Below are 20698 nucleotides of genomic sequence, written 5' to 3' on the forward strand. Positions count from 1 at the left end.
AATGCGCACAGAGTGGAATTGCGGCCGCGTGGCGAAGATGAATCCCAAACGAGCGATCGATCGTGGCGCACCTGCTTCGATGGTCGCGGCCAAGTTCGGCGGACTATCGCGTTTCTCCGCGGCCATCGGCAAGCCGCCGTCGACGGTGCATCGTTGGCTGGTGCGCGGTTATATTGACGGCGCCTATCATCCCGAGATCATGGCGGCGGCGCAGGTGCCGGGAAATCTGGTCGACGGAGCACGGCTCGTACCGCTCGATTTCGTCGACACGCGCATCCGCGACGATCGCGCCATGCTCGCCGCCGACGCGGCCACCGCGACGCGACGCCTGGTGGATTCGCTCCCCGCGAGCGAGTCCAGTCACACCCATTTCACGCGCGCCGACTGGGCGCGGCTGCGCTCGGCAGTGCCGCTGACGCTGGACGAGGCCGATCTGGTACGCCTGCGGGGCACCAATGATCCGATCTCACTCGACGAGGTGCAGGATGTCTATCTGCCGCTCACGCGGCTCATCAACCTGCACGTCAACGCCGCCCACGGCCTGTCGCGCGTGACCGATGACTTCCTTGGCCGCCCTGCGGCGCGGCGTCCTTATGTCGTGGCCATTGCCGGCTCGGTCGCGGTTGGCAAAAGCACGAGTGCGCGCCTGTTGCGGGCTTTACTGTCGCGCTGGCCGGACCATCCGCGCGTCGACCTCGTGACCACCGACGGCTTCCTCTATCCGAACGCCACGCTTGCCGCGCGCGGGCTGATGGAGCGCAAGGGCTTCCCGGAGAGCTACGACGTACGCCGCATGATCCAGTTCCTGGCGGACATTCGGCTGACGGGGCGCGGCACCGCGCCGCTATATTCGCACCACGTCTACGACGTCCGTCCCGAGGTGCAGGTGGTGGAGAATCCGGACATCTTGATCTTCGAAGGACTGAACGTGCTGCAGATCGGGATCGGCCCCGATGGCACGCGCGCACCCTTCACAGCCTCCGACTTCTTCGATCTATCACTCTATATCGATGCCGCGCCGGGCGACATCTCCCGCTGGTTCGAGGAGCGCTTCATGCTGCTGCGCTCAACCGCCTTCCAAGACCCGACCGCCTTCTTTCACAAGCTGGCGATATTGCCCGAAGAGGAAGCGCGCGGCATCGCCCGGCGCATCTGGCGCGACGTCAACGAACTCAACCTGGTCGAGAATATCCTCCCCAGCCGCCAGCGCGCCGACGTCATCGTCCGCAAGGATTCCGACCACCGCATCGACAATCTCTGGCTGCGGAAGCTTTAAGCTCCGGTCCTTCGTCGCCAACCTAAACCGTCACCCCGGCGAAGGCCGGGGTCCATCGGGAGGCTGCGCCAAGCCGCAGAATGGATCCCGGCCTTCGCCGGGATGACGGCAACTGAGATGCCCGCTCGCGGCGAACTGCTCCCGGGAAGCGCCCTTAGTCGACGAACAGCAAAGCCGGCGTCTCGACGAGCTTCCGCACCGCCTGCACGAAGCTCGCGCAATCATGGCCGTCGACCACGCGGTGATCGCACGACATCGACAGGTTCATGATCTTGGCGACTACGATCTGGCCGTCGCGCACCACGGGCCGCTCGACCACCTTGTTGGGACCGAGGATCGCTACTTCCGGGCGATTGATCACGGGCGTGGCGGCGATGCCGCCCAATGGGCCGAGCGAGCTCAGCGTCAGCGTCGAGCCGGACAATTCCTCGCTCTTGGCCTTGCCGCTGCGTGCCGCTTCCGCCAGTCGCTTCACTTCCGCTGACAGCTGCCACACGTTCATGCCTTGCGCGTTGCGGATCACCGGCACCATCAGCCCGGCGTCGGTCTGGGTCGCGATGCCCAGATGGACCGCGCCCGAGCGCGTGACGATATTCGCCTCGTCATCATAACGGGCATTGATCATCGGGAAGTTCGGCAACGCCTTGCACACCGCGACGATCAGGAACGGAAGGATCGTTAGCCGATCCTTCTGCCCGCGCGTATCGTTGAGATCGGCGCGCAGGGCCTCGAGCTTGGTGACGTCGAATTCCTCGACATAGGTAAAGTGGGGAATCGCGCGCTTCGACGCCGCCATATTCTCGGCGATGCGCCGGCGCAGGCCGACCACCTTGATCTGCTCGTCCGCCCGCGTCCCCGCGTTCGCCCGATAGCCCTGATTATAGGTCAGGAAGCTGTCGAGATCCGAATGGCGGACCCGATCGCCCTCCGCCTTTACCTGCGCCAGATCGATGCCGAGCGTCTTGGCCCGCTCGCGCACTGCCGGCGACGCGAGCACGCGCCTGCTTGTATCCGTTCCCCGGCGAACGCCGGGGTCCATCTCAACGGGTGGAGCTGGGTCCCGGCTTTCGCGGGGAAGCGGCTCCTGCCCGACCGGCGCCACCGGCTCCGGCACCGGATCGACCTTCACCACCTGCGCCGCTTCATTCGGCGCGACCTCGACCATCGGCTCGGCGGCCGCCTCAGCTCCGTCCTCGGTCTCGAACACCGCCAGCACCGATCCGATCGCGATCTGGTCGCCGATCTCACCCGCCACTTCTACGATCTTGCCCGCGACTGGCGCGGTCATCTCGACCGTCGCTTTGTCCGTCATCATGTCGCACAGCGCATCGTCTTCCTCGACCATGTCGCCGATCTTGACGTGCCACGCCACGATCTCCGCTTCGGCAATGCCTTCGCCGATATCGGGCAGCTTGAATGAAAAGCGCGCCATCAGGCCTCCAAGATCTTTTCGAGCGCCTGCGTCAGCCGCACCGGCCCCGGGAAATAAGCCCATTCCAGGCTATGCGGATACGGCGTGTCCCATCCGGTCACGCGTTCGATCGGTGCCTCAAGCGTGTAAAAGCAGCGCTCCTGGATCAAGGCCGCGAGCTCCGCTCCGAAGCCGCTGGTCTTGGTCGCTTCATGCACCACCACCACCCGGCCGGTCTTGCGCACCGACGCCTCGATCGCCGCGATATCGAGCGGCACCAATGTGCGCAGGTCGATGATCTCCGCGTCGACACCCATCTCGGCCACGACCCCGACCGCGACGTGGACCATCGTGCCGTAGCACAGGATGGTCACAGCTTCGCCTTCGCGCACCACCGCGGCCTTGCCCAGCGGGATGCGGTAATAATCCTCCGGCACGACCGCCGCCGGATGCTTCGCCCAGGGCGTTACCGGCCGATCATAATGGCCGTCGAACGGGCCATTATAGATACGCTTGGGTTCGAAGAAAACGACCGGGTCATTATCTTCGATCGCCGCGATCAGCAGCCCCTTGGCGTCATAGGGATTGGACGGGATCACGGTCTTCAGCCCGGCAACGTGGGTGAACATCGCCTCGGGCGACTGGCTGTGCGTCTGGCCACCGAAAATTCCGCCGCCGAACGGCGAGCGGATCGTCATCGGCGCGGTGAACTCGCCCGCCGAGCGATAGCGCAGGCGCGCCGCCTCGCTGACCAGCTGGTCGAGCGCCGGATAGATGTAATCGGCGAACTGGATTTCGGGGACCGGGCGCAAGCCATAAGCGCACATGCCGACCGAGACGCCAATGATCCCCAATTCGGTGATCGGCGTGTCGAACACGCGGGTTTTGCCATAGCGCGCCTGGAGATGCTCGGTCGCCTTGAACACGCCGCCGAAGAAGCCGACGTCCTCGCCCATCACGACGATGTCGGGATCGCGCGCCATCATGACGTCGAGCGCGCTGTTGATCGCCTGGATCATGTTCATCGGCTTGGCCGATCCCGGCGTGCCAAATTCCGCTTCGGCCTGGGTAGGGGCGGCGATATCCGTCATATGCCGGCCTTCTTGCGCTCGTCGTGCATCTGCTGGGACTGTTCCTTGAGGTGCCAGGGCATCTCCTCGAACACATCTTCGAACATGGTCGCGAACGGATGCTGGAGCAGGCCATCGGCGAGGATGCCCATGGCTTCGGCTTCCTTCTGCGCGGTGCGGACTTCGTCGATCACCGCCTTGTCCATCGCCGCGTGGCGTTCCTCGTCCCACGCGCCGATCGCGATGACATGCTCCTTGAGCCGGGCGATCGGATCGCCCAGCGGCCATTTAACATTCTCTTCGGCGGAACGGTATTTGGTCGGATCGTCCGAAGTTGAATGGCCCTCGGCGCGATAGGTGAAGAATTCGATCAACGTCGGGCCGGCATTGGCGCGAGCACGCTCGGCGGCCCATTCGGTCGCGGCATAGACCGCGAGCGCGTCATTGCCGTCGACCCGCAACCCGGCCATGCCATAACCGATCGCGCGCGCCGCAAAGGTCGTATTCTCCGCCCCTGCGAAGCCCGAAAAGGAGCTGATCGCCCACTGATTGTTGATCACATTCAAGATCACCGGCGCGCGGTAGACGCTGGCGAAGGTACAGGCCGAATGGAAATCGCCCTCGGCGGTCGAACCCTCGCCGCACCAGGCGGCGGCAATGCGGGTATCGCCCTTGGCGGCGCTCGCCATGGCGAAGCCCACCGCCTGCGGATATTGGGTGGCGAGATTGCCCGAGATCGAGAAAAAGCCCGCTTCCCGCGCCGAATACATGATCGGCATCTGGCGGCCTTTCAGCCTGTCGCCACGGTTGGAATAGACCTGGCACATCATGTCGACCAGGCTCCACCCGCGCGCGAGCAGGATACCCTGCTGGCGGTAGGAGGGAAAACACATGTCGTCGCGATCGAGCGCATAGGCCGCGGCGATCGAGGTCGCCTCCTCGCCGGTGCACTTCATGTAGAAGCTGGTCTTGCCCTGACGCTGTGCGCGATAGAGGCGGTCATCATAGGCGCGGGTCAATGCCATGTGGCGCAGCATCGCCACCAATCGCTCCGGTTCAAGACGCGGATCCCACGGCCCGACTGCCTTGCCGTCGTCGTCGAGCACCCGCACCAGACTATAGGCATGATCGCGCATCACATCCGGCGACGCGTCGATGGCGGGACGGCTGACGGCGCCGGCCGCGCCGCGATCGAAATCCGCATAATCCACCGCATCGCCGGGCCGAAATTTCGGTTCGGGCACGTGCAGCGTGAGCGGCGGCAGGTTGCGGCGGACGCCTTCAGCCATGTCGGTCATTCTTCTCCAAACGCCTCTGACGGGCCCACGTTGCCGCTAGCGAGCTTATAATTTTGTTGCAAGCTCGCGCAACATTTGGTGCGGCCGTGATCAATTCCGGCTGGCGCCACGTTGAACTTTAGCGGGGCGACAAGGGCCCTCGATCGCGATCTGCAACCGCGTGCGAGGGAATTCGGACAGCTTGATCCCGCCGCGCCCGCCGTGATCGAATATTGTGAAGGCGCGGTCTGCGGCGGCCGCAAATTCGTCGCCAGTGACGACCCGGTCGATATCCTGATCGGCTGCTGCGACCGGCTCCGGTATATTGAGCCAGGCATAACGCCCCGCGCCCATCGCCCCGCCATATTCGGACGACCGGCCGACCGCGTCCGCCTCATGGCGGCGGCGGCGTGTCTCGTAAAAGCCGTCCGGCCGTGCCGCGAACAGCGACGTTTCCGGCGCCACCACGCTCTCATAGGCACCCACCTCGTCGGGCGTGAGGCGGCCGTCATGGTTGGTATCGAGCTGACGGAAAAAGCGCATCGCGTCCGCCACCATTTCGTCGCGCGAGAGCATGCCGTCTTGATTCCTGTCGGCAGCGGCAAACCACACTGCCGAAGGATAAGGCTGTCCGGGCGCGGCGCGGAAGGGCTCGCCCATCGGCGACAGGAAGATCGGCGCGGTCTCGGGCGCGGCGCAGGCAGGGGCGTCGCTCGGCAGCTTCGGGCTCGATGCCGTTGCGGCGCCCGCCAACGCCAGCGCCAGCAACGCCGATCCTTGATGGCGCCAGATCAGAATGTGCGCTCCCGTCGCTGGAACAAAGCGCGTGCCGGGCTGGCGGCAGCGATCGGCGCTTCCACCCCAGCGGCAAGGCGGCCAGCCCGCCCGTGCAGGTCGATACCGGTCATGATCAATTGCCGCGCCGCCGTTGGCATTATGCCTAACACGTCGCTCTCGCTTGGCGTGCTTTCGCCGAGCTGCGACTCCGCCGTATGCCGCGCGGCCAGCCAAGTAAGTATCTGCATCAAGCGGATCGTGGCTTTAACGGCTTCCTGAGCGAACTGGACCCGCGCTTTGGGAACGAGCGCCGCGCGGTCGGTGCGCCCGGCTCCAGCGAAATAAGCATGCGTTTCCTCAGCGAGCAGCATCGCGTCCGCATATAATGTCTCGGCGATGCGCTCCGAGAGGGGAAGGCCAGTGGCGGCAGCCATGAAGATCCTTTCGCTCGCATCCTTGCCACAGGAACGGCGCCGCTGAAATGCGCAAAGATCAGCGATCCGATTGCAGCACCGCTTGAAGGTTTTTTCGCTTTTCCTATCTCTGTTTCAGCTTCCGTCGCCGTCAGGGGCGGAGGCAAACGGCCCGGCGGAGTTCCGCGGGTCGCTGATATGTTCGATCGCTTTGAAAGGATTGATATTCATGCGTACTTTTGATTTCGCGCCCTTGCTGCGCTCCTCGATCGGTTTCGAGAATTTGAATCGCCTTGTCGATTTCGCCACGCGTGGCGAAGCCGAGGCCTACCCGCCTTACAACATCGAAAAGGTCGGCGAAGACACCTACCGCATTTCGATGGCGACCGCCGGCTTTACCCGCGACGAACTGGAAATCACCGCGCAGGACAATGTCCTGATCATCACCGGCCGTGCGCTCGACGCCGCCGAAGGTGAGCAGCGTGAGTTCCTGCACCGTGGTATTGCCAAGCGCGCCTTCGAGCGCCGCTTCCAGCTCGCCGATACGATCAAGGTGACCGGCGCCGCCTATAATGACGGCCTGCTCGACATCCAGCTCGTTCGCGAGGTACCGGAGCACAAGAAGCCCCGCAACATTGAGATCGACAGCGGCGCCGCGCCGCAGACGATCGAAGCGGTCAACGATCGCCAGGCGGCCTAAGCCTCCAGCCTGGCGTGAGCCCAGCGCGGCGCGCCCTTTGTGGCCCACGCGGGCATTCAGAACCCCCTTCCGCGACCCTGGCGGGAGGGGGTTTTTGTTGGGGATCAGCCAACGCGATTGAAACCGACGCCCTAGCGCTGCATCCGTATCATCTGATCCATCGGCATCATGTTGTGGTTGAGATGCCCCATGATCCAGATCGATCCAACGACGACCAGCAGCACGATCAGCACGCCAAAAGCGAGCGCGAGACTGTTATTGGCATTTTCCGGGCCGCTGGTGATGTGCAGGAAGAAGACGAGGTGCACGCCGATCTGCGCCACGGCCAACGCGAGCAAGGCGGCCGGGATTGCGGGTCCCCAGACGAGGTCCGATCCCGCGATCCAGAAGCTGGCGACGGTCAGCCCCGTCGCCAGCAACAGACCGAGCAGATAGACCTGGATCGCCGCGAACCCGGAACCGCCGCGATGCTCCTCGCCCGGCGCGGTTTCGTCATGGTCATCCTCGTCGTGGCCGCTCATGCGCCGGCTCCCAGCAGATAGACGATCGTGAACAATGCCACCCAGATGATATCGAGCGCGTGCCAGAACAGGTTGAAACACAGCAGGCGCCGCATGATCTCCGGCCGGAAGCCCTTAACCCAGATCTGCGCCATCATGGTCGCCAGCCACAAGCCGCCGATCGTGACATGCAGCCCATGGCAGCCGACGAGCGCGAAGAAGGCCGAGAGGAAGGCGCTTCGCCCCGGCCCTGCTCCCTTGAGGATCATCTCGTAAAATTCGAGCGCCTCGAGGATCACGAACACCAGACCGAGCAGCCCGGTCACCGCCATCCAAAACTGGGTCTGCAACTGCTTCTTTTGCGACGCCGCGACATAGCCCAGGCCGCAGGTAAAGCTGCTGGCAAGGAGGCAGGCGGTCTCGACCCCCACGCGGTTGAGATCGAAAAGCTCGCGCCCGGTCGGCCCACCCGCAGTCGCGCCGGCAAGCACGGCATAGGCCGCGAAGAAGGCCGAGAACATGACGATGTCGGACAGCAGGAAAATCCAGAAGCCGTAGCCGACGATCACTCGCTTAGGCGCCGGCCCGCCCGCGCCATGGCCGCGCGCATCGGGATTGCCGCGGCCATGTTGATCGTGGCCCCGCGCATAAGGACCGCGTTCGAGATAAGCGGCCGCGACCGCCGATGGTGTCAGCCCCTTGCTCATGCGGCACCCTGGACTTGGGCGAGCCAGTCGCCACTCCGTGCCGCGCGCCGTGCGCGATCAACCCGCGCGACTTCCTCAACCGGGACTTCATATTCATCCTCGTCGCGCCAGGCGAAGACGACGAACGTGGCGTAGGCACCGGCGAAGCCGAGCGCGACCATCCACCAGATGTGCCAGATCAGCGCGAAGCCCATGAAGCTGGTGAAGAAGGCAGTGATGATTCCGGTCGGGCTGTTGCGCGGCATTTCGATCGGTTGATAATCCGGTTCGTCATGCAGCTTTTCCTGGGCGACCGCGGCCTGCTTGATGCCCCAGTAAGCCTCTTCGCCGTGAACGTCGTAGAGGACGGGAAAGTTGAAGCTCGGCGGCGGCGAGGTCGTCAGCCATTCCAGGCTGCGGCCGTTCCACGGATCGCCGGTAACGTCGCGCAGCGCCTCGCGTTGGCGGATCGAGACAACCAGCTGGATCACCTGTGATACGACGCCGAGGAAGATCACCACCGTTCCCGCCCCCGCCATCAGCACCCACTTATCCCACAGGGGATTGTCGATATGCTGCAGGCGCCGCGTCATCCCCTCCAGGCCGAGGACGTACATCGGCATGAACGTCGCGAAAAAGCCTGTGATGGTCAGCCAGAAGGCGGTCTTGCCCCAGCCGTCGTGGAGGCGGAAGCCGAACGCCTTGGGGAACCAATATTCGTAACCGGCGAAGGCGCCGAACAGTACGCCGCCGATGATGACGTTGTGGAAGTGCGCCACCAGGAACATCGAATTGTGGAGTACGAAATCGGCCGGCGGCACCGCCAGCAACACGCCGGTCATGCCACCGATCACGAACGTCACGACGAAGCCCAGCGCCCACAGCATCGGCACCTCGAAGCGCACGCGCCCGCCATACATGGTGAACAGCCAATTATAGACTTTCACACCGGTGCCGACTGCGATGATGGAAGTGGAGATGCCAAAGAAGGCATTGACGTCGGCGCCGGCCCCCATCGTGAAGAAATGGTGTAGCCACACCAGGAACGACACGATGCAGATGAACAAGGTCGCCGCGACCATCGAGCGGTAGCCGAACAGCGGCTTGCCGGAGAAGGTCGAGAAAATCTCCGAGAAGATGCCGAAAGCCGGCAGGATCAGGATGTAGACCTCCGGATGGCCCCATGCCCAGATCAGGTTCACGAACATCATGGGGTTGCCGCCCGCCTCGTTCGTGAAGAAATGGAAGCCCATATAGCGGTCGAGCGTCAGCATCGCGAGCGTGGCGGTCAGGATCGGGAAGGCAGCCACGATCAGCAGGTTGGCGGCGAGGCTCGTCCAGCAGAACATCGGCATGCGGAAATAGGACATGCCGGGCGCACGCATCTTCAATATCGTTGTAACCAGGTTGATGCCCGTGGTCAGCGTGCCGACCCCCGATATCTGTAGCGCCCACAGGTAATAATCGACGCCCACGCCCGGCGAATAAGCCAGCTCCGACAAGGGCGGATAGGGCAGCCAGCCGGTGCGCGCGAACTCGCCGATCACCAGGCTGATGTTGACCAGCAGCGCGCCCGACGCAGTCAGCCAGAAACCGGTGGAATTGAGCGTCGGAAAAGCGACGTCACGCACGCCGAGCTGCAGTGGCACGACGAAGTTCATGAGCCCGATCATGAACGGCATCGCACCGAAGAAGATCATGATCGTGCCGTGCGCGGAGAACACCTGATTATAATGTTCGGGCGGGAGGTAGCCGGCGGCGCCGTGCAGCGCCAACGCCTGCTGAGAGCGCATCATGATCGCGTCGGAAAACCCGCGCAGCAGCATCACGCAGCCGAGCAATATGTACATCACGCCGATCCGCTTGTGATCGACGCTGGTCAGCCATTCGTGCCACAGATAGGGGAACCACCCCTTCGCCCAAATCAGGGCCAGGACCGCGACGATGCTGCCGCCGACGACGGCGCTGGCGATCAGCGGAATGGGTTGGTCGAGCGGGATCGCTGACCAGTCGAGCTTGCCCAGGATGTTCATCGGGGAGTCCTTGGAGAAACTTCGGGACCGGCTGGGCCAGGGGGACCGGTACGCGGACCGGCCGACGGAGCGATTTGCTGCTTGGCTATCAAGTCGAACAGGCCATGCTGAACAACGCCGTAAGCGAACGGTTTGGCGAAGGTGCCCTGCCGGGCGAGCCCCTGGTAGACGCCTGCGTCGAGGGTAAGCCCCTGCCCCCTTGTGCGTGCGGCCCAGCCTGCAAACTCAGCCGCCGGCACCGCGCGCATCTGGAAATGCATGTCGGAGAAGCCGTCTCCACTATATTGCGCGGACTGGCCCCAATAGCTGCCGACTTTGTCCACCTGCAGGTGTAGCTGCGTGACCATGCCGTTCATCGTGTAGATCATGCTGCCCGCGCGCGGCACGAAGAACGCGTTCATCACGCTAGCGGACGTCAGCGAGAAATGGACCGGGATGCCCGCCGGCACGACCAGTTCGTTCACGGTGGCGACGCCCTGTTCTGGATAGATGAACAGCCATTTCCAATCGAGCGAGACGACCTGCACCTCGAGGGGCTTCGCTTTCGACTGGATCGGCCGATAGGGATCGAGATCGTGGCTGCCGGCCCAAATGACACCGCCGAGGAACAGGATCACCAGCAGAGGAATAGACCAGACGACCAGTTCGACCCGGCCGGAATAAGCCCATTCCGGCAGATAGCGCGCCTTGCTGTTACCGGCGCGGAACCACCAGGCGAAACCGAGCGCGGCAAGGATCGTGGGGATGACGATCGCCATCATGATTGCGAGGCTGTTGAACAGGATCGTGCGCTCGCCCGCGCCGATCGGCCCGACCGGAGCGAGCACCCCTTCGTCGCAACCGGTCAGCGCCAGCAGCAGGATCGGTAATGCCCTTCCGATCTTCATTCGCATCATAAACGCCCTTTTGGAGGCCAATAGCCATGCGTCGGACGGCAATCCCTAACCTATTTTGCTCCGAAGGGCAGAGATCACGATGATCATGATGAAGTGCGGGCCGGCTACGCGATGATATCGGGGATCAGTTGATCCTCGAGCGCGGCGATCTCGTCCTTGAGCTTGAGCTTGCGCTTCTTGAGGCGGGCCACCTGCATCTGATCGCCGGCAGGCGCCAGCAGGATCGCCTCGTCAAGGTTGCGATGCTCCTCGCGCAGCACGCCGATCAGCCGGATGATCTCAGTTTCTTCCATCAATCACCACCCCGCGAACGGCGATCCCGTTAGGCGTTCGGCGCCGCAGGCTCAAGGCCCGCCGAACCGGTTCGAATTTGCGGGGGATGGTGAAATTCCATGCGAGACAGATCCCGCTTCGCGTGTTCTACTTGTCAGTCCGACCAGTGAAGAAGGAGCGAGTCGCATATGACGAATTCCCACTCTGCCACGTTAATGGCCAAGCATGCCCGCCTCGACGCTCAGATCGCGAGCGAATCGCACCGTGCCGCGCCCGACACGATCCTGGTTGCGATGCTCAAGAAGCAGAAACTCAAAATCAAGGAAGCGCTCGCCAAACTGGGCTGAGCTTTTGCGCCCCGGCAGCGGCACGCCGCCGGGGTAGCCACCAACTCTAATTCTTGAGCTTCCAGCCGCTGCGGATCAGTCCGTAGCAGAGCAGGCCGAGCCCCAAATTCACCGACAGCAGGACAATCGCGCCGAGCGCGATCGGACTGTCGCTCGTGCCAAGGAAGCCGTAGCGGAAGCCCGAAATCACGTAGAAGAACGGGTTGACGTGGCTGAACGCGCGGAAGGCGCCGTGCAGGCCGTCGATCGAATAGAAGGTACCCGACAGCAGCGACAGCGGCTGGACGATGAAGTTGGTCACGGTCGCGTTATGATCGAACTTCTCGGCCCAGATCGAGGTCAGCACGCCGAGAAACGACAGCATGCCGGCCCCCATCAGTCCGAAATAGACCGCAGCCCATGGCACTACCGGCAGGATATGGCCGGGCCAGATGTTGACGATGATCATCAGCGCGAAGCAGATCAGCACGGCGCGCGTCACTGCCGCGCCGACTAATGCCCATAACAATTCGCCCGATGACAAAGGCGGCATCAGATAATCGACGATCGTGCCCTGCATCTTGCCGACCAGCAGCGAGAAGCTGGAATTGGCGAAGGCATTCTGCATCATCGACATGGCGATCAGGCCGGGCGCGGCGAAGGTGGCGAACGGGACCCCCATCACCAATTTGCCGCTGCGCCCGAATGCGATCGAGAATACGACCAGCAACAAGAGTGCCGAAAAGGCCGGCCCCCACACAGTTTGTAGTTGCACCTTGAAGAAACGCCGCACCTCCTTGATATAGAGGGCGCGCAGTCCTCCCCAGTTGATCATGGTGATCACCGGTTCGCCGGGGGCGGGACGTTTAGTTTCGATCGAGGCGTCGTTCACGAGCGTCCGGTAGCCACCGGGTGCTGCAGCGGCAAGCCTCGAAGCCATGGGAAGCATTCAAATGTCGTGGACCGACGAACGGATCGAGCAGCTGCGGCAGATGTGGCAGTCGGGCAATACCGCCAGCCAGATCGCCGAGATATTAGGAGGCGTCAGCCGCAACGCCGTGATCGGCAAAGCGCACCGGCTGGGTCTGCAATCGCGTCCGTCGCCAGTCAAGGCGGGCGAGACCGACGCCGCAGCGCCGGCGGAAAAGCCCGCGGTGGCCGTAGCACCTGCGCCCGTAGCGCTGCCGGATCCCACGCCCGCCGCGATTCCGGCCGAACCCGCGCCAGCTGCCGCGGCGCCGGCCGTGCCCAAGCCCGATGCGCCGATCGTGCGCTCGATCGGTCCAGGCGGCTTCCAGCGCCAGAACCCGCACGAACAGCAATCGCCGATCCCGCCCGCCCCGCCGCGCCGACTGGTTCCGGCCAAGCCTTCAGCGGAAATGGCCGACAAGACGAGCCTGCTCGATCTCAACGACCGTATTTGCAAATGGCCACTCGGTCATCCCGGCGAGCCCGATTTCCACTTCTGCGGCAATCCGGTGAACCCGGGTTTCCCTTATTGCCTGTCGCATTGCTCGGTCGCGTATCAGGCGCAATTGCCGCGCCGCGACCGTCGCCCGCCGCCGCCCCTGCCTTATGGCGGTCCACGGGTAAGGTAAGGCTTCCGCCGTCCCTCAGGCGAGGGGAAGCGTGCGCTACGCTGACCTTGCCGCCGGGTGGATCGACATCTGCCTTCACCTATGCGGATCATAGCGGGTGGCCACGCGTTCGGCGCGCATGAAGATGATCCGCATTGCCTTGCTTGGCCTGATGTTGCTCACACCGGCCACGGCCCAGGCGACCGCGGACGACCTTCGATCCGTGTCCGGGATGGAAACGCACAACCGGGCCCTCCTGGTGTTCGCGCCGTCGCTGGCCGATCCGCGCATGACCCGCCAGCACGCCATCATGGCCCAGCTCGCGGTCCAGGCGGCCGCCCGCGACCTGTTGTTTGTCCAGGTCGATAAGACGCGGGTCATCGGTTCGCACGACACCGCAGATTCGCTGCGCCGCCGCTTCCGGGTGCCGTTGGGCACCTTTCGGGTGGTGCTGATCGACAAGAACGGCCACACCGTGCTCGCCGCGCCCGCACCGCTTGCCGGCGGAGCGATAATTCGCGCGATCGACGCGCGACGATAGCTCGGCCCGAGCGGGCCTTTTCACAGGCGGTAGCTGACAGGCGCCTACGGACCCTTTAGGGTCGGTCCACTTATGGCCGATGACCTCTTCGCTTCCTCCGGACAATCCGCATCCCAAAATTACGATGCCTCGGCGATCGAGGTGCTGGAAGGGCTTGAGCCCGTCCGGCGCCGCCCTGGCATGTACATTGGCGGGATCGACGAACGTGCGCTCCACCACCTCGCCGCCGAAGTGCTCGACAATGCGATGGATGAGGCGGTCGCCGGCCATGCGACCCGCATCGATGTGACGCTGGCGGCGGGCAATCGGCTGACCATCACCGACAATGGCCGCGGCATGCCGGTCGACGAGCATCCGAAATACCCCGGCAAGTCGGCGCTCGAAGTGATCCTGACGATGCTCCATTCCGGCGGCAAGTTCAGCGACAAGGCCTATGCCACCTCCGGTGGTCTCCATGGTGTCGGCATCAGCGTCGTCAATGCGCTGTCGACTGATACGGTGATCGAGGTAGCACGCGATCGGACACTTTACCGCCAGACGTTCGCGCGCGGCCTGCCGACCTCGAAACTCGAGACGATTGGGCCGACGCCCAATCGCCGGGGCACCAGTGTCGCCTTCACTCCCGACACCGAGATTTTCGGCGAAGCGATGCGCTTCAAGCCGGCCCGCCTCTACCGCCTCGCCCGTTCCAAGGCCTATCTGTACGCAGGGGTCGAAATTCGCTGGCGTTGTGATGCCGATCTGATCGGCGACGACACGCCGGCGGAAGCCAGCTTCCAGTTTCCCGGCGGCCTCGCCGATCATTTGCGCGAGCAATTGGGCAGCCGTGAGTGCGCGACCGCCGAGCCTTTCATCGGCCGGCAGGACTTTCCCAATGGCCAGGGCTCGGTCGAATGGGCGGTTGCCTGGCCGATCTATTCGGACGGTTCCTACAGCTATTATTGCAACACCATTCCGACCCCCGACGGCGGCACCCACGAACAAGGGCTGCGCGCGGCGTTGATCAAGGGTTTGCGCGGGTTCGCGGAATTGGTCGGCAACAAGAAGGCCAAGGATCTCGCACCCGAAGACGTCGTCACCGATGTCGAACTGATGCTGTCGGTATTCATCCGCGATCCGCAATTCCAATCGCAGACCAAGGATCGGCTGACTTCACCCGAGGCTGCGCGCCTGGTCGAGAATGCGGTCCGCGACCATCTCGATCATTTCCTCTCTGACAATATGGAACGCGGCCGCGCTTTGCTCGGCTTCGTGCTCGATCGCATGGACGAGCGGCTGAAGCGACGCGCCGAGCGCGACGTGAAGCGCAAGACCGCTACCAGCGCGCGCAAACTGCGTCTTCCCGGCAAGCTCACCGATTGCGCCAATGACGACCCCGAGGGGACCGAATTGTTCATTGTCGAAGGCGACAGCGCCGGCGGCTCGGCCAAGCAGGCGCGCGACCGCAAGACCCAGGCGATCCTCCCGATCCGCGGCAAGATCTTGAACGTTGCCAGCGCGACCGCCGACAAGATCAGGGGCAATCAGGAAATTGCCGATCTCACGCTCGCGCTCGGCTGCGGCATCCGCGACAAATGCGATCCGGCTTTGCTGCGCTATGAGCGGATCGTCATCATGACCGACGCCGACGTCGACGGCGCGCATATCGCGACTTTGCTGATGACCTTCTTCTTCCAGGAAATGGGGCCGATCGTGCGCGATGGCCGCGTCTTCCTCGCCCAGCCGCCGCTCTATCGACTGACCGCGGGCGGCAAGAGCCTGTACGCGATGGACGATGAAGCGCGCGCCAAGATCGAAGCCAACGAATTCAAGGGCAAGAAGGTCGAAGTCGCCCGGTTCAAGGGCTTGGGCGAAATGAATCCGCAGCAATTGCGCGAGACGACCATGGACCGGAAGACGCGCACTCTGATCCGCATCATGCTGCCCCAGGAATATGAGGAGCGCGCCGGCACGCGCGACCTGGTCGAACGACTGATGGGCAAGAATCCCGAGCACCGCTTCGCCTTCATCCAGGCCAATGCGGCGGCGGTGGAGGAAGACGCGATCGACGCCTAAAATGTGGGAGCGAAGCGGTCGCGATGCCGCCTCGTTCGTCAACGTCGCGCGCGTTTTACCAGATCTACGATCGCCGGGACGATGCGTGGGTCGAGCGGCAAATTGGGATCGGCATAGGTAGCGAAATTGGCCGCGGGATCCGCCGGAGCCGGTTTTAGCACGTGGTTCACACCATCCAGCATGAGCAGGGACGCGGTCGGACGCGCGCTTGCCAGCGCTCGCGCATCGTCCGCGGACACCTGGAGATCGTTAAGCCCCTGAATGATGGTGACTGGAACCGCAGCCTTGTGCAGCTCCGCGGCCGGATCGATGGCCAGCCAGGAGATCATGTATGGCTGCACGCTCGGTCGGAACAGCGCCGGTATCGGAGGATCCGCGACCAGCTTGCCCGCAGCGAGCTGATCGAGCGCGGCAAGTGCTGCCGTGCGAGTCGGCTCCGGCACCTTCCCAAGCTGCTCGGCAATCACGGCCCTCGCCGGCCGCCCGGCGCCGGACAGAAGAACCAACCCGCATATCTTGGTCCGCTCGGCGGCCATCGTTGCAATCAGTGCGCCTTCCGAGTGGCCGGCCAGCACAACACAGCTGACGCCCGGCTGCTTCTCTAAGAAATGCACCCACGCCTCGGCGTCGTCGACATAAGTGGCGAAGCGCAGATCGGCCTCGGCACCAACTGCAGCCGCGCTGTCCGCTACTCCGCGCTTATCGTAGCGCAGCGAGACAAGGCCGTGCGCGGCTAGCCCCTCGGCGAGCAACCGCATATTTGCAGGGCGAACCGCGGAAATGGCGGAGTTTCCGTTGCGGTCGGTCGGCCCCGAGCCGGAAATCAGAAGAACGGCGGGCCCGGGGCGGGCGGCCGCAGGAGTCATGAGAGAGCCGTGTAGCGGCGCTTTGCCGCCATCGATCGAGACGTCGCGGTCTGCGGCCTCCGCCCAACTGGCTGAACTCAGCAATAACCCCGCCGCAATCCCAAAAAGCTTGCGCAAGACTGCCCCCCTCGCCACTCCCCTATCTGCGAGGAATGTTCGCCATAGTGTCGCAAGTTCAAAAGAGGCGCAACGGACCGTCGACCTGCCGTAACCGCACTCCGGGCGTCAGCGCTTGCCGGTGATGCGAAACATGCGGTGGAGTGGGGTCTCGGACCAGATGCTGCTCTGGATTATCGGCGTGATCCGCCCGCGTAATACCTCGAGTTCGCATACGGCGTCGATCTCCGGCACGGGCGTGTCATCGACAAGCAAGCCGGCACCGCCACAATCGAAGGCTATGACGTTGTCGAGGTCCGCAATCGCCGCGTCGATGCCATGGCCGCCGTCGATATGGAACAGGTCATATCGTTGAGCCTCCCCGAGGAGCGCAGGCAGCACGTCGCGGGAATCGCCGACGTGGAGCGTGAGCCGCGCGCCGAACACATCGCGCAGATAGTCGTAACAGGGCCGGGTGTAAGCGTGCACGCCGATGTCGACTCCGGTATAAGTCAATTCCGGATTGATCGTCAGCGCCAGCATGCAGCTATGGCCACCGTTGAAGCCGATTTCGAGCAGCGATGAGCCGCTCGTGCAGAACAGGGCGAAATTGCGCCGTTTGCCGCGAAAGGCAGGCGCCGGCAGATCGGGCAACGCCGGGCGCCGATTGGGCGTAAACAGGCTGCCCTCCATCGGCACCCCGCTATCCATCATGATCCGGTTGATCGCCGCGAGATGGGCACGATATTGATCGAGGCCAGGTTCCCATTCGGGATCGAGCGCACGGGCGATAAGATCGGGGACGTGCACGGTCACTGTGGAATTCCGATGAAACGGTCACATCACAGGCTGGAACGCGCCATGTCGCGTTCCGGGCGCACGCCTCTGATCTGACCAGTCGGAATCAGGCGGTCAGTGCGGCAACCAGCGCCTTGACCTTCTTTTGCCGCCATTGCGGCACTGGGGCGATCAGCCAATAGCCGTTCGCGCCTTCCTGCCGGGCGAGCGCCTGCACCCGGCCGGCGGCGATGTCTGCCTCGGCCAGCAAAGCGGGCACGGTAGCGCGACCCAAGCCGGCGGCAGCGGCGTCGATGGCAAGGCCAGCGTCGGCGACGGTGATGACGGCCTCCCCGCCCTCGATCGGGCATCCCGGCCAACCGATATCGCGTTCGGGCGAATCGGCGCGGCCGACCGTGACATAGTCACGCCCGCCAAGCTCGATCCCCTCATGTTCGCCCTTATCGGCGGCGAGGCAGATTGCGAGGTCGAGATTGGCCTGTGTGAAGTCCAGGCTCTCGTCCGAGGAAACCATGGCGAAGCCAAGCTCGGCGTCGGTGCGGCCATAGTCGGCGAGCCGCGCCGCCAGCCATTTGGCCGTGAAATCGCGCGGGGCGGCAATGGTCAGGCGCTTGGAAGATTGCTGGGATTGCATCGCGCGTACCGCTTCCTCGAACTCAAGGAAGCCGCGCCGCAACGCATTGAGCCCGGCCTCGCCCTCAGGCGTGAGTTCCAGCCCCTTGGCGGTGCGGCGGAACAGCACGACGCCGAGCACATCCTCCAGCGTGCGTATCTGCTGCCCGACCGCCGCCGGCGTCACCGCCAGTTCATCGGCGGCACGCGTGAAGGAAAGATAGCGCGCGGCTGCGTCGAGCACGCGCAGGCCATTCAGGGGCAGATGCGTCCGCTTCATCGGCTGTCCTCGGGCCCGATAAGCGAGAACCGTGGAATAGCGACGTTGAAGAGCGCGCCATCGGCGCCGATCATCTGATAGCTGCCTTCCATCGAGCCCGTCGGGGTATCGAGCGGGCAGCCCGAGACATAATCATAGGATTGGCCGGGCGCGATCACCGGCTGCTCGCCGACCACGCCTTCACCTTCGACCAAGTGACGCGCACCGCGCCCGTCAATGATGACCCATCGGCGGGTCAGCAATTGGACTTCCTGTTGGCCCTGATTTTCCAGGCGGATGTGATAGGCCCAGAACCAGCGATCGCTGGCGGGTTCCGACTGATCGGACAGGAAGCTGACCGAAACCCGCACGACGATACCCGCCGTCCGTGCGCTGTACGGGAACAGCACCGCCAGCGTGTCGACGCTCACAAAGCCACCGCCTGCAATGCGCGATCGAGATCGTCGATCAGGTCTTGTGGATCTTCCAGCCCGACGTTGAGCCGCAGCAGCCCCTCGCGGACACCCATGCCCATACGGACTTCTTCGCTCAGGCCCGAATGGGTGGTGGAGGCGGGATGCGTCATCAACGAGCGCGAATCCCCGATGTTGTTGGAGATATCGATCAGTTCGAGTGCGTCGAGCAAGCCATGAGCCTGAGGCCGGCCGCCTTCGACGTCGATGGCGATGATCGTGCCGGCCGCTTCCATCTGGCGCATGGCGAGATTGTGCTGCGGATGGCTGCCGAGACCCGGATAGAGGGTGGCGACCCGCCGATCGAGGAAGGTTGCGACCTTGAGTGCATTCTCGCTCTGGCGGCGGATGCGCAGGTCGAGCGTCTCCAGCCCTTTGAGCACCACCCAGGCATTGAACGGCGACAGGGTCGGCCCGGTATTGCGGATGAAAGCTAACAAGGTCTTCTCGATAAACTCCTCGCGCCCGCACACCGCACCGGCGAGGACACGTCCCTGGCCGTCCATCATCTTCGTCGCGGAATAGGCGACCACATCCGCGCCATAGTCCAGCGGTCGCTGGAGCATCGGCGTGGCGAAGGCGTTGTCGACCACCGAGGTGATCCCCGCCTTGCGAGCGATGCCGCACACCGCCTCCAGGTCGACGATGTCTAGCGTCGGGTTGGCGGGCGTCTCGAAGAAGAACAATTTGGTGTTCGGCCGGATCGCGTCCTGCCACGCATCGGTATCGCGCCCATCGACGATGGTCGACGAGATGCCGAATTTGGGCAGCAACGTATCCGTTAGCCAGCGGCACGAGCCGAAGGCGGCGCGGCCGGCGACGATATGGTCGCCTTGCTCGAGCTGGCACAGCAAGGCCGCGGTCATCGCCGCCATGCCGGTCGCCATCGCGCGGCAGGCCTCGGCGCCTTCCATCAGCGCGATGCGGCCTTCCAGCATCTCCACCGTCGGGTTCTGCAGGCGCGAATAGGTCATGCCCTGCTGCTCGCCGGCAAAGCGGGCGGCGGCATCGGCCGCTTTGTCGTAGGAATAGCCGGAGGTGAGGAACAGGGCCTCGCTCGTCTCGCCCCACTCAGAGCGCGCAGTGCCGCCGCGCACCGCCTGGGTGGCGGGTCGCCAATGGTTCGTGATCGAACGATCCTGGCCAGTCCTGCGTTTCATGCCGCATGCCTTTGCCTGCCGGTTGACGGGCGTGCAAGCTCGGCCGAAAGCGCATCACCCTCCGGAGGCCCGCCATGACCGAAATTCGTGACATTCCGCTGCAGACCATCAAGGGCGAAACGGGCAGTCTGGCCGATTATGCCGGGCAGGTCGTGTTGATCGTCAATGTCGCCTCGCAATGCGGGCTCACGCCGCAATATGAAGGGCTGGAGCGGCTCTACCAGAAATATAAGGAGGAAGGCTTCGTCGTCCTGGGCTTTCCGGCCAACGATTTCGCGGGGCAGGAGCCGGGCACGGACGAAGAAATTGCCAGCTTCTGCACGACCAATTTCGGCGTCGCCTTCCCGATGTTCTCCAAGATCACGGTGACCGGGCCCGACAAGCATCCGCTGTACCGGGAACTCATTGCCGCCGTTCCCGTCGCGCCTGATGCGGAATCGATGCGCGACCGCCTGCAAGGCCGCGGCAGGACGGTGAATGCCGCGCCGGAAGTACTGTGGAATTTCGAGAAGTTCCTGATTGGGCGCGACGGCAGCGTCGTTGCTCGCTTCGCGCCCGACACTCTTCCCGAAGACGATGCCGTTGTCGGCGCGATCGAACGCGAGCTGTTCGCAAGCGAGTGA

The 20698-nt window shown here is 63.9% G+C and carries 23 protein-coding genes; 7 read left to right on the plus strand and 16 right to left on the minus strand.

What is annotated here, in order from left to right; genetic code table 11:
• The first annotated feature begins 37 nt into the window (after positions 1 to 37).
• Positions 38 to 1276 (plus strand): type I pantothenate kinase, encoded by a 1239-nt coding sequence (gene coaA, locus DX905_RS03970; RefSeq protein WP_240320928.1) that lies wholly within the window; start codon positions 38 to 40, stop codon positions 1274 to 1276.
• 154 nt (positions 1277 to 1430) lie between these two features.
• Here coaA and DX905_RS03975 read toward each other — a convergent pair whose 3' ends face one another.
• From DX905_RS03975 to DX905_RS03995, 5 genes are all read right to left on the minus strand, one after another.
• The gene (locus DX905_RS03975) at positions 1431 to 2708 is read right to left on the minus strand and encodes a dihydrolipoamide acetyltransferase family protein (RefSeq protein ID WP_116090200.1); all 1278 of its coding nucleotides are present in this window, start codon (positions 2706 to 2708) and stop codon (positions 1431 to 1433) included.
• A complete protein-coding gene (locus tag DX905_RS03980; protein WP_116092309.1) occupies positions 2708 to 3712 on the minus strand; it encodes an alpha-ketoacid dehydrogenase subunit beta in 1005 nt (334 codons plus the stop codon). Before DX905_RS03980 ends, DX905_RS03975 begins: the two co-directional genes overlap by 1 nt.
• A 62-nt stretch (positions 3713 to 3774) precedes the next feature.
• Entirely contained in the window at positions 3775 to 5046 is a 1272-nt protein-coding gene (locus DX905_RS03985; protein WP_420822148.1) for a 3-methyl-2-oxobutanoate dehydrogenase (2-methylpropanoyl-transferring) subunit alpha, read from the minus strand.
• Between the two features lie 99 nt (positions 5047 to 5145).
• A complete protein-coding gene (locus DX905_RS03990) occupies positions 5146 to 5802 on the minus strand; it encodes an EF-hand domain-containing protein (protein ID WP_116090202.1) in 657 nt (218 codons plus the stop codon).
• A gap of 23 nt (positions 5803 to 5825) precedes the next feature.
• Positions 5826 to 6245, minus strand: coding sequence for a DUF1465 family protein (locus DX905_RS03995; RefSeq protein WP_116090203.1), 420 nt, complete (start codon positions 6243 to 6245; stop codon positions 5826 to 5828).
• A 208-nt stretch (positions 6246 to 6453) separates the two neighbouring features.
• Between DX905_RS03995 and DX905_RS04000 the strand changes: the two genes are divergently transcribed.
• The gene (locus DX905_RS04000; RefSeq protein WP_116092310.1) at positions 6454 to 6924 is read left to right on the plus strand and encodes an Hsp20 family protein; all 471 of its coding nucleotides are present in this window, start codon (positions 6454 to 6456) and stop codon (positions 6922 to 6924) included.
• A 131-nt stretch (positions 6925 to 7055) separates the two neighbouring features.
• Here DX905_RS04000 and cyoD read toward each other — a convergent pair whose 3' ends face one another.
• The 5 genes from cyoD to DX905_RS04025 all read right to left on the minus strand — a co-directional run bounded on the left by cyoD (position 7056) and on the right by DX905_RS04025 (position 11332).
• Positions 7056 to 7445 carry a cytochrome o ubiquinol oxidase subunit IV gene (gene cyoD / locus DX905_RS04005; protein ID WP_116090204.1) on the minus strand — a complete coding sequence of 130 codons (390 nt, stop codon included), beginning with the start codon at positions 7443 to 7445 and terminating at the stop codon, positions 7056 to 7058.
• Positions 7442 to 8131 carry a cytochrome o ubiquinol oxidase subunit III gene (gene cyoC / locus DX905_RS04010; protein ID WP_116090205.1) on the minus strand — a complete coding sequence of 230 codons (690 nt, stop codon included), beginning with the start codon at positions 8129 to 8131 and terminating at the stop codon, positions 7442 to 7444. Before cyoC ends, cyoD begins: the two co-directional genes overlap by 4 nt.
• Positions 8128 to 10143, minus strand: coding sequence for a cytochrome o ubiquinol oxidase subunit I (cyoB, locus tag DX905_RS04015; RefSeq protein WP_116090206.1), 2016 nt, complete (start codon positions 10141 to 10143; stop codon positions 8128 to 8130). Before cyoB ends, cyoC begins: the two co-directional genes overlap by 4 nt.
• On the minus strand, positions 10140 to 11036 hold the full coding sequence (cyoA, locus tag DX905_RS04020; RefSeq protein ID WP_116092311.1) for a ubiquinol oxidase subunit II: 897 nt from the start codon (positions 11034 to 11036) through the stop codon (positions 10140 to 10142). Before cyoA ends, cyoB begins: the two co-directional genes overlap by 4 nt.
• Positions 11037 to 11143: 107 nt before the next feature.
• The gene (locus DX905_RS04025; protein ID WP_116090207.1) at positions 11144 to 11332 is read right to left on the minus strand and encodes a YdcH family protein; all 189 of its coding nucleotides are present in this window, start codon (positions 11330 to 11332) and stop codon (positions 11144 to 11146) included.
• Between the two features lie 168 nt (positions 11333 to 11500).
• Between DX905_RS04025 and DX905_RS04030 the strand changes: the two genes are divergently transcribed.
• On the plus strand, positions 11501 to 11659 hold the full coding sequence (locus DX905_RS04030; RefSeq protein WP_116090208.1) for a YdcH family protein: 159 nt from the start codon (positions 11501 to 11503) through the stop codon (positions 11657 to 11659).
• A 46-nt stretch (positions 11660 to 11705) separates the two neighbouring features.
• On the opposite strand, the gene DX905_RS04035 is transcribed toward DX905_RS04030, so the two are convergent.
• Positions 11706 to 12473, minus strand: a complete 768-nt coding sequence (locus DX905_RS04035; RefSeq protein WP_240320929.1) for an ABC transporter permease — start codon at positions 12471 to 12473, stop codon at positions 11706 to 11708.
• A gap of 118 nt (positions 12474 to 12591) precedes the next feature.
• On the opposite strand from DX905_RS04035, the gene DX905_RS04040 reads away from it, so the two are divergent.
• From DX905_RS04040 to parE, 3 genes are all read left to right on the plus strand, one after another.
• Positions 12592 to 13236, plus strand: coding sequence for a GcrA family cell cycle regulator (locus tag DX905_RS04040; RefSeq protein WP_116090210.1), 645 nt, complete (start codon positions 12592 to 12594; stop codon positions 13234 to 13236).
• A gap of 118 nt (positions 13237 to 13354) precedes the next feature.
• Positions 13355 to 13756, plus strand: coding sequence for a DUF4174 domain-containing protein (locus DX905_RS04045; RefSeq protein WP_162875449.1), 402 nt, complete (start codon positions 13355 to 13357; stop codon positions 13754 to 13756).
• 72 nt (positions 13757 to 13828) lie between these two features.
• Positions 13829 to 15811: a DNA topoisomerase IV subunit B gene (gene parE / locus DX905_RS04050; RefSeq protein ID WP_116090212.1), complete on the plus strand. Its 1983-nt coding sequence runs from the start codon at positions 13829 to 13831 to the stop codon at positions 15809 to 15811.
• A 38-nt stretch (positions 15812 to 15849) separates the two neighbouring features.
• Here parE and DX905_RS04055 read toward each other — a convergent pair whose 3' ends face one another.
• The 5 genes from DX905_RS04055 to metZ all read right to left on the minus strand — a co-directional run bounded on the left by DX905_RS04055 (position 15850) and on the right by metZ (position 20075).
• The gene (locus tag DX905_RS04055; RefSeq protein WP_205412187.1) at positions 15850 to 16794 is read right to left on the minus strand and encodes an alpha/beta hydrolase; all 945 of its coding nucleotides are present in this window, start codon (positions 16792 to 16794) and stop codon (positions 15850 to 15852) included.
• A 108-nt stretch (positions 16795 to 16902) separates the two neighbouring features.
• Positions 16903 to 17589 (minus strand): class I SAM-dependent methyltransferase, encoded by a 687-nt coding sequence (locus DX905_RS04060; RefSeq protein WP_116090214.1) that lies wholly within the window; start codon positions 17587 to 17589, stop codon positions 16903 to 16905.
• An 88-nt stretch (positions 17590 to 17677) separates the two neighbouring features.
• Positions 17678 to 18463 carry a LysR family transcriptional regulator gene (locus DX905_RS04065; protein ID WP_116090215.1) on the minus strand — a complete coding sequence of 262 codons (786 nt, stop codon included), beginning with the start codon at positions 18461 to 18463 and terminating at the stop codon, positions 17678 to 17680.
• The gene (gene apaG / locus DX905_RS04070) at positions 18460 to 18858 is read right to left on the minus strand and encodes a Co2+/Mg2+ efflux protein ApaG (RefSeq protein WP_116092312.1); all 399 of its coding nucleotides are present in this window, start codon (positions 18856 to 18858) and stop codon (positions 18460 to 18462) included. Before apaG ends, DX905_RS04065 begins: the two co-directional genes overlap by 4 nt.
• A gap of 11 nt (positions 18859 to 18869) precedes the next feature.
• Positions 18870 to 20075: an O-succinylhomoserine sulfhydrylase gene (gene metZ / locus DX905_RS04075; RefSeq protein ID WP_116090216.1), complete on the minus strand. Its 1206-nt coding sequence runs from the start codon at positions 20073 to 20075 to the stop codon at positions 18870 to 18872.
• A 74-nt stretch (positions 20076 to 20149) separates the two neighbouring features.
• On the opposite strand from metZ, the gene DX905_RS04080 reads away from it, so the two are divergent.
• Positions 20150 to 20698 (plus strand): glutathione peroxidase, encoded by a 549-nt coding sequence (locus DX905_RS04080; RefSeq protein WP_116090217.1) that lies wholly within the window; start codon positions 20150 to 20152, stop codon positions 20696 to 20698.

It is taken from the genome of Sphingomonas crusticola (genome assembly GCF_003391115.1).
In the GTDB taxonomy this organism is placed as follows: domain Bacteria; phylum Pseudomonadota; class Alphaproteobacteria; order Sphingomonadales; family Sphingomonadaceae; genus Sphingomonas_I; species Sphingomonas_I crusticola.

Excerpts from the sequence above, each read along its gene's own strand:
- coaA (WP_240320928.1), top strand. The coding sequence starts at position 38 with ATGAATCCCAAACGAGCGATCGATCGTGGCGCACCTGCTTCGATGGTC.
- DX905_RS03975 (WP_116090200.1), bottom strand. The coding sequence starts at position 2,708 with ATGGCGCGCTTTTCATTCAAGCTGCCCGATATCGGCGAAGGCATTGCC.
- DX905_RS03980 (WP_116092309.1), bottom strand. The coding sequence starts at position 3,712 with ATGAACATGATCCAGGCGATCAACAGCGCGCTCGACGTCATGATGGCG.
- DX905_RS03985 (WP_420822148.1), bottom strand. The coding sequence starts at position 5,046 with ATGGCTGAAGGCGTCCGCCGCAACCTGCCGCCGCTCACGCTGCACGTG.
- DX905_RS03995 (WP_116090203.1), bottom strand. The coding sequence starts at position 6,245 with ATGGCTGCCGCCACTGGCCTTCCCCTCTCGGAGCGCATCGCCGAGACA.
- DX905_RS04000 (WP_116092310.1), top strand. The coding sequence starts at position 6,454 with ATGCGTACTTTTGATTTCGCGCCCTTGCTGCGCTCCTCGATCGGTTTC.
- cyoD (WP_116090204.1), bottom strand. The coding sequence starts at position 7,445 with ATGAGCGGCCACGACGAGGATGACCATGACGAAACCGCGCCGGGCGAG.
- cyoC (WP_116090205.1), bottom strand. The coding sequence starts at position 8,131 with ATGAGCAAGGGGCTGACACCATCGGCGGTCGCGGCCGCTTATCTCGAA.
- cyoB (WP_116090206.1), bottom strand. The coding sequence starts at position 10,143 with ATGAACATCCTGGGCAAGCTCGACTGGTCAGCGATCCCGCTCGACCAA.
- cyoA (WP_116092311.1), bottom strand. The coding sequence starts at position 11,036 with ATGCGAATGAAGATCGGAAGGGCATTACCGATCCTGCTGCTGGCGCTG.
- DX905_RS04025 (WP_116090207.1), bottom strand. The coding sequence starts at position 11,332 with ATGGAAGAAACTGAGATCATCCGGCTGATCGGCGTGCTGCGCGAGGAG.
- DX905_RS04030 (WP_116090208.1), top strand. The coding sequence starts at position 11,501 with ATGACGAATTCCCACTCTGCCACGTTAATGGCCAAGCATGCCCGCCTC.
- DX905_RS04035 (WP_240320929.1), bottom strand. The coding sequence starts at position 12,473 with ATGATCAACTGGGGAGGACTGCGCGCCCTCTATATCAAGGAGGTGCGG.
- DX905_RS04040 (WP_116090210.1), top strand. The coding sequence starts at position 12,592 with ATGTCGTGGACCGACGAACGGATCGAGCAGCTGCGGCAGATGTGGCAG.
- DX905_RS04045 (WP_162875449.1), top strand. The coding sequence starts at position 13,355 with ATGAAGATGATCCGCATTGCCTTGCTTGGCCTGATGTTGCTCACACCG.
- parE (WP_116090212.1), top strand. The coding sequence starts at position 13,829 with ATGGCCGATGACCTCTTCGCTTCCTCCGGACAATCCGCATCCCAAAAT.
- DX905_RS04065 (WP_116090215.1), bottom strand. The coding sequence starts at position 18,463 with ATGAAGCGGACGCATCTGCCCCTGAATGGCCTGCGCGTGCTCGACGCA.
- metZ (WP_116090216.1), bottom strand. The coding sequence starts at position 20,075 with ATGAAACGCAGGACTGGCCAGGATCGTTCGATCACGAACCATTGGCGA.
- DX905_RS04080 (WP_116090217.1), top strand. The coding sequence starts at position 20,150 with ATGACCGAAATTCGTGACATTCCGCTGCAGACCATCAAGGGCGAAACG.